At 66.1% G+C, this 5,495-nt stretch carries 6 protein-coding genes; 5 read left to right on the forward strand and 1 reads right to left on the reverse strand.

What is annotated here, in order from left to right:
- The first annotated feature begins 43 nt into the window (after positions 1-43).
- Genes D7V93_RS36720 through D7V93_RS36740 form a run of 5 tightly spaced genes read left to right on the forward strand, consistent with a single transcriptional unit; the run spans position 44 to position 4,731 of the window.
- Positions 44-919, forward strand: a complete 876-nt coding sequence (locus tag D7V93_RS36720; protein WP_120647783.1) for an SCO family protein — start codon at positions 44-46, stop codon at positions 917-919.
- Positions 916-1,962: a cytochrome c oxidase subunit II gene (coxB, locus tag D7V93_RS36725; protein ID WP_120647784.1), complete on the forward strand. Its 1,047-nt coding sequence runs from the start codon at positions 916-918 to the stop codon at positions 1,960-1,962. Before D7V93_RS36720 ends, coxB begins: the two co-directional genes overlap by 4 nt.
- Positions 1,946-3,625 carry a cytochrome c oxidase subunit I gene (locus D7V93_RS36730; protein WP_120647785.1) on the forward strand — a complete coding sequence of 560 codons (1,680 nt, stop codon included), beginning with the start codon at positions 1,946-1,948 and terminating at the stop codon, positions 3,623-3,625. Before coxB ends, D7V93_RS36730 begins: the two co-directional genes overlap by 17 nt.
- Positions 3,618-4,280, forward strand: a complete 663-nt coding sequence (locus tag D7V93_RS36735; protein ID WP_120647786.1) for a cytochrome c oxidase subunit 3 family protein — start codon at positions 3,618-3,620, stop codon at positions 4,278-4,280. Before D7V93_RS36730 ends, D7V93_RS36735 begins: the two co-directional genes overlap by 8 nt.
- Positions 4,281-4,290: 10 nt before the next feature.
- On the forward strand, positions 4,291-4,731 hold the full coding sequence (locus tag D7V93_RS36740) for a cytochrome C oxidase subunit IV family protein (protein ID WP_120647787.1): 441 nt from the start codon (positions 4,291-4,293) through the stop codon (positions 4,729-4,731).
- 86 nt (positions 4,732-4,817) lie between these two features.
- On the opposite strand, the gene D7V93_RS36745 is transcribed toward D7V93_RS36740, so the two are convergent.
- Positions 4,818-5,495: DUF481 domain-containing protein (locus D7V93_RS36745; RefSeq protein ID WP_147451531.1), on the reverse strand; the 678-nt coding region annotated here is incomplete at its 5' end.

Here is a 5,495-nt window from a genome sequence, read left to right on the forward strand (position 1 = left end):
AAGTAGGCTCCACCCCCGCCCCCATCACCGAGCCGTGCCTGCCATGCCGTCCTTCCTCCCGCACACCTCCGCCCGCGCCGCCGGGCTCTTCGCGGCGGTCGCGCTGGTGCTCGCCAGCGCCATGCCCGCGTCCGCCTTGCCGGGTGGAGGCCGGACCCCGCGCGCCATCGTGGAGGCGGACTCCGACCTGCCTCCGCCGGTGACGGGCGTGGACGTGGAGGAGCACCTGGGCGCTCCCCTCCCGCTGGAGACCCGCTTCCTGGACTCCTCGGGGGAAGAAGTTCGGCTGGGGACCCTGCTGTCGAAGACGCGGCCCACCCTGCTCACGCTGGTGTACTACGAGTGCCCCATGCTCTGCAGTCTCGTCATCAACGAGCAGGTCCGCGTGATGCGCGAGCTGGGCCTGGAGCTGGGCAAGGACTACGAGGCGCTCACCATCAGCATCGACCCCAAGGACACCCCGGGGCAGAGCAGCGAGCGCCGCCGCAAGTATCTGCAGTCCATGGGCAGGCCGGAGACGGCGCCCTGGCATTTCCTCACCGGCACCGACGAGAACATCCGCAAGCTCGCCGACGCCGTGGGCTTCAAGTACACGTATGACCCGAGCACGAAGCAGTACGCCCACCCCGCGGTGGTCACCGTGCTCACCCCGGAGGGGAGCATTTCGCGCTACCTCTACGGCACGTCGTTCGACCGTCAGAACGTGAAGCTGGCGCTGCTGGAAGCGGCGGGCGGTCGGGTGGGGACGAGCGTGGATCGCATCGTCATGTCCTGTTTCAAGTACGACACCGCCACCCGGCGGTACGGTTTCTACATCTTCGGATTCATCCGCCTGGGCTCCCTTGCTGTCTTCGGCGCCCTGGCCACGATGCTGATCTATTTCTGGAGGCGCGAGCTGAAGAAAGGCGCGACTACATGAGCGACCTGGCCAACCAATTCCTGTTCCTCCCGGAGCGCGCGTCCACGTTCGCGGAACGGGTCGACTTCCTGCACTACTTCGTCGTCGGCACGACGATGGTGATGTCCGCGGGCGTCGGTCTCGCGGCGCTCTTCATGTTCTTCCGCTACCGTCGGCGGGAGGCCCACCAGACGACTGAGTATGTCGTGCCGGACCTGAAGACGGAGTTCCTCTTCGTCTCCGTCCCGCTGGTGTTCTTCCTGGCGTGGTTCGCCATCGGGTTCCGGGACTTCACCTGGTACACCACTCCTCCCAAGGACTCGATGGATGTCTACGTCATGGGCAAGCAGTGGATGTGGAAGTTCTCCTATCCGGAGGGACCCAACGGCGTGAACGTGCTGCACGTGCCGGCGCACCGCCCGGTGCGACTGCTCATCACGTCCCGCGACGTCATCCACTCCTTCTACGTCCCGTCCTTCCGCATCAAGATGGACGCGCTGCCGGGCCGCTACACGCAGGCCTGGTTCGAGGCGACGAAGCCCGGCACGTACCAGGTGCTCTGCACCGAGTACTGCGGCCTGTCGCACTCGAAGATGCTGGCCGAGGTCGTCGTGCTCGCGCCGGAGGACTACGAGAACTGGCTGAAGGAGCAGCAGCGCGGCCGCCTGCAGGACCGGCAGGACGCGCTGGCGGACACGTCGCTCGTGCCGCCCGCGGCCCGCATGTCCGAACAGGGCCAGAAGCTAGTGGGCAGCCAGGGCTGCCTGGGCTGCCACTCGGTGGACGGCTCCAAGCACATCGGCCCCACCTTCCTGGGCATGTACGAGCGCACCGAGAAGCTCCAGGATGGCCAGGACATCCGCGTGGATGAGGCCTACATCACCCAGTCGATGATGGACCCGGGCGCGCACATCGTCGCGGGCTACCAGAACGTGATGCCGACCTACCAGGGCAAGCTGCAGGGCCCTGAGTCCGCCGCCATCGTCGAGTACATCAAGTCGCTGCGCACTGCGAACGTGCGCGAGAGCGCTTCCGAGGGACCCGCCTATGACCCCATCCAGTAGCATCGCCGCGCCGGGGGCCGTCGTCCCCGGCCATGAGGCGACCGACGACCACGGCCATCATCCGAGCTACCTCACGGACGGCACCACGGTGAAGTCGTGGCTGCTGACGGTGGACCACAAGCGCATCGGCATCATGTACATGGTGTGGGTGCTGCTCTTCTTCCTGGTGGGCGGCATCTTCGCGATGCTGCTGCGGATCGAGCTGCTGACGCCCGGTCCGACCATCATGGACGCGATGACGTACAACCGCGTCTTCACGCTGCATGGCATCGTCATGATCTTCCTGTTCATGATCCCTGCCATCCCCTCCATCTTCGGCAACTTCCTGCTGCCGCTGATGCTGGGCGCCAAGGACGTGGCGTTCCCGCGGCTGAACCTGCTGTCGCTCTACGTGTACCTGGCGGGCGCGGGCTTCGCGCTCTGGGGCATGCTCAACGGCGGCCTGGACACCGGCTGGACGTTCTACACGCCGTACAGCGCGCACACGACGACGACGGTGGCGCCGGTGCTCTTCGGCGCGTTCATCATCGGGTTCAGCTCCATCCTCACGGGCATGAACTTCATCGTCACCACGCACACCATGCGGGCGCCGGGCATCACCTGGTTCAAGATGCCCCTGATGGTCTGGGCGCTCTACGCGACCAGCTGCATCCAGGTGCTGGCGACGCCGGTGATTGGCCTGCTGCTCCTGCTGGTGACGGCGGAGAACCTGTTCAGCCTGGGCATGTTCGACGTGGCCCGCGGCGGTGACCCGGTGCTCTTCCAGCACCTGTTCTGGTTCTACAGCCACCCGGCCGTGTACATCATGGTGCTGCCGGCGTTCGGCGTGATGAGCGAGATCGTCGCCACGTTCAGCCGCAAGAACATCTTCGGCTACCGCGCGGTGGCGTACTCCAGCGTGGGCATCGCGTTCGTGGGCTTCTTCGCCTGGGGCCACCACATGTTCGTGTCCGGCCAGTCGACCTTCAACGCCGGCGTGTTCGGCGTGCTGTCGATGCTGGTGGGCGTGTTCACGGCCATCAAGGTCTTCAACTGGGTGGGCACCGTCTACAAGGGCGCGGTGGAGTTCAGCACCCCGTTCGCCTACTTCTGCGGCTTCCTGTTCTTCACCGTGTTCGGTGGCATGACGGGCATCGCGGTGGCGACGGTGTCGCTGGACGTGCCGTGGCACGACACGTACTTCGTCGTGGCGCACTTCCACTTCATCATGGTGGGCGCGACGATCATGGCCTTCCTGGCCGCGCTCCACTACTGGTTCCCGAAGATGTTCGGGAAGATGTACCACGAGGGGTGGGGCCTCGTTTCCGCGGCCCTCATCATCCTGGGCTTCAACGCGACGTTCATCCCCCAGTTCCTGCTGGGCAACGCGGGCATGCCGCGCCGCTACTACGAGTACCCGGAGCGCTTCCAGGCGCTGAACGTGGCGTCCACGGCCGGCGCGTCGCTGCTGGCGTTCGGGTTCATCATCATCGCGGTGTACCTGACGTACGCGCTCATCTACGGCGAGCGCGTGGACAACCCGTGGAACAGCAAGGGCTACGAGTGGCTGACGGCGTCCCCGCCGCCCACGCACAACTTCATTGGCCCCCAGCCGACCTACCCGGAAGAACCCCACTTCTACGTGGATCCGAACACGGGCAAGGGCGAGGTGTCGGATGTCTAGCGCGCACGTGACGCCGGGCACGGTCCCCGGTCCGAAGCTGGCCGCCCACTTCGCGTCGCTGGAGGTGCAGAAGCACGCGGCGCGCCTGGGCATGTGGCTGTTCCTCGCGACGGAAATCCTGCTCTTCGCGGGTCTGTTCGCGTGCTACGCGTCGTACCGCTTCCTGTTCCCGGAAGCGTGGGCCGCGTCCAGCCGAAGCCTGGACCTGACGATGGGCACCATCAACACGGTGGTGCTCATCACCTCCTCGTTCACCGCCGCCATGGCGGTGCACTACGCCAAGGAGGGGAAGAACAAGATGGTGGGGCACATGTTCGTGCTCACGCTGCTGATGGCCATCGGGTTCCTCGTCATCAAGTTCTTCGAGTACAAGCACAAGTTCCACATCGGGACGCTGCCGGGCCGGTACTACTTCTACGAAGGCATCCAGCTGCCGGGCGCGCCGCTGTACTTCACGGTGTACTTCGCCTCCACCGCGCTGCACGCCCTGCACGTCGTCATCGGGATGACGGTGCTGGCGTTCTCCACGGTGCGCGCGTACCGCGTCGGGGACTTCAACGCGAACAACTACACCGCGGTCGAGCTGGGCTCCATGTACTGGCACCTCGTCGACCTGGTGTGGATCTTCCTCTTCCCGATGCTGTACCTGGTCTGAGGGACACGACATGGCCATCGCCAACGAATCGCATCAGGAAGAGCACAACATGCAGGAGCACCACGGCGCCGGGCGCTACGTGGTCATCTGGGTGGTCCTGCTGGTGCTCACGCTCGTCACCGTCTTCACGGGCCGCATGCACCTGCCGGACTTCGGCCTGCTGCTCGCGCTCGTCATCGCCAGTGTGAAGGGCACGCTGGTGGCGCTGTACTTCATGCACCTGTCCGAGCACCGCGGCGCGAACCGCCTGGTGTTCGGCGTGTCCATCGTGTTCGTGGTGCTGCTCATCGGCTTCACGCTGATGGACTTCGGCACGCGCTTCCGGCTCGCCAACCCTCCGGGCTCGCAGTACAGCGACCTGCAGGCGGTGGACATCGGCGCGAACCCGGCCGAGGGCCGCACGGGTGGACACCAGCAGCAGATCAAGCAGCAGCACGAGACGCACGAGTAGTCCTCGAGCGCCTCCTGTCTTGAAGCAGCCACGCGGCGCCCGGGATTGCTCCCTGGCGCCGCGTCGCTTTTCCACGGGCCCTTCGGCTACAGCGCGACGGTCAGGTTGAAGGAGAGCGCCGTGTCGGTGGACACCTTGCCCGGGGGCGGGGCGCTGTCCGACTTCACGAGGAAGCCCACGCCCAGGGCCAGCGCGTCGGTGAGGTTCGCCATCACCTGCGTCTGGCTGTTGAAGAGCACGCGCGACTCGGTGATGACGCTCACCAGGATTTCGGCCTCCTCCTGGAAGGTGATGTCCTTGGAGATGCCGTAGCGGAACAGGGCGCCGAAGCGGGGACCGCCGATGTCCACGTCCGGCAGGTCCAGGCGCTCCGGGTAGTACTGGAAGCGCGTCTCGCGGGCGTAGCGGAAGGCGAAGTCGGTGCGCAGGGTGGATTCACCTCCGGACTCCTTCTTGGTGTCGAACCAGAGGACGCTGGCGCCGGCTTCACCGTAGGGCCGCGACTCCACGCTGCCGATGTGGTCCGTCAGGACGCCCGCCAGCAGGTAGCCGCTGAGCAGCTCCGTGAAGCGGCGGTCGCCACGCAGCTCGATGCCGGCGTTGAGGGCCACCACCTGCGACAGCGACTCCAGCTCCCCTTCCAGCTGGGGCGGGCGGCTGCGGCCGTACGCGCCGAAGGCCTTCACCGAGTAGATCCAGTGCTCCGTCTTGCGCAGCGCGCTCGCGAGCCCGCTCACCGTCAGCGTGGACGCGTTGCCGGTGAT

Origin of the sequence: Corallococcus llansteffanensis (genome assembly GCF_003612055.1) — a bacterium.
In the GTDB taxonomy this organism is placed as follows: Bacteria; Myxococcota; Myxococcia; order Myxococcales; family Myxococcaceae; genus Corallococcus; species Corallococcus llansteffanensis.

Bases quoted from the DNA above. Each gene is read 5' to 3' on its own strand.
- D7V93_RS36720 (WP_120647783.1), top strand. From the start codon at position 44: ATGCCGTCCTTCCTCCCGCACACCTCCGCCCGCGCCGCCGGGCTCTTC.
- coxB (WP_120647784.1), top strand. From the start codon at position 916: ATGAGCGACCTGGCCAACCAATTCCTGTTCCTCCCGGAGCGCGCGTCC.
- D7V93_RS36730 (WP_120647785.1), top strand. From the start codon at position 1,946: ATGACCCCATCCAGTAGCATCGCCGCGCCGGGGGCCGTCGTCCCCGGC.
- D7V93_RS36735 (WP_120647786.1), top strand. From the start codon at position 3,618: ATGTCTAGCGCGCACGTGACGCCGGGCACGGTCCCCGGTCCGAAGCTG.
- D7V93_RS36740 (WP_120647787.1), top strand. From the start codon at position 4,291: ATGGCCATCGCCAACGAATCGCATCAGGAAGAGCACAACATGCAGGAG.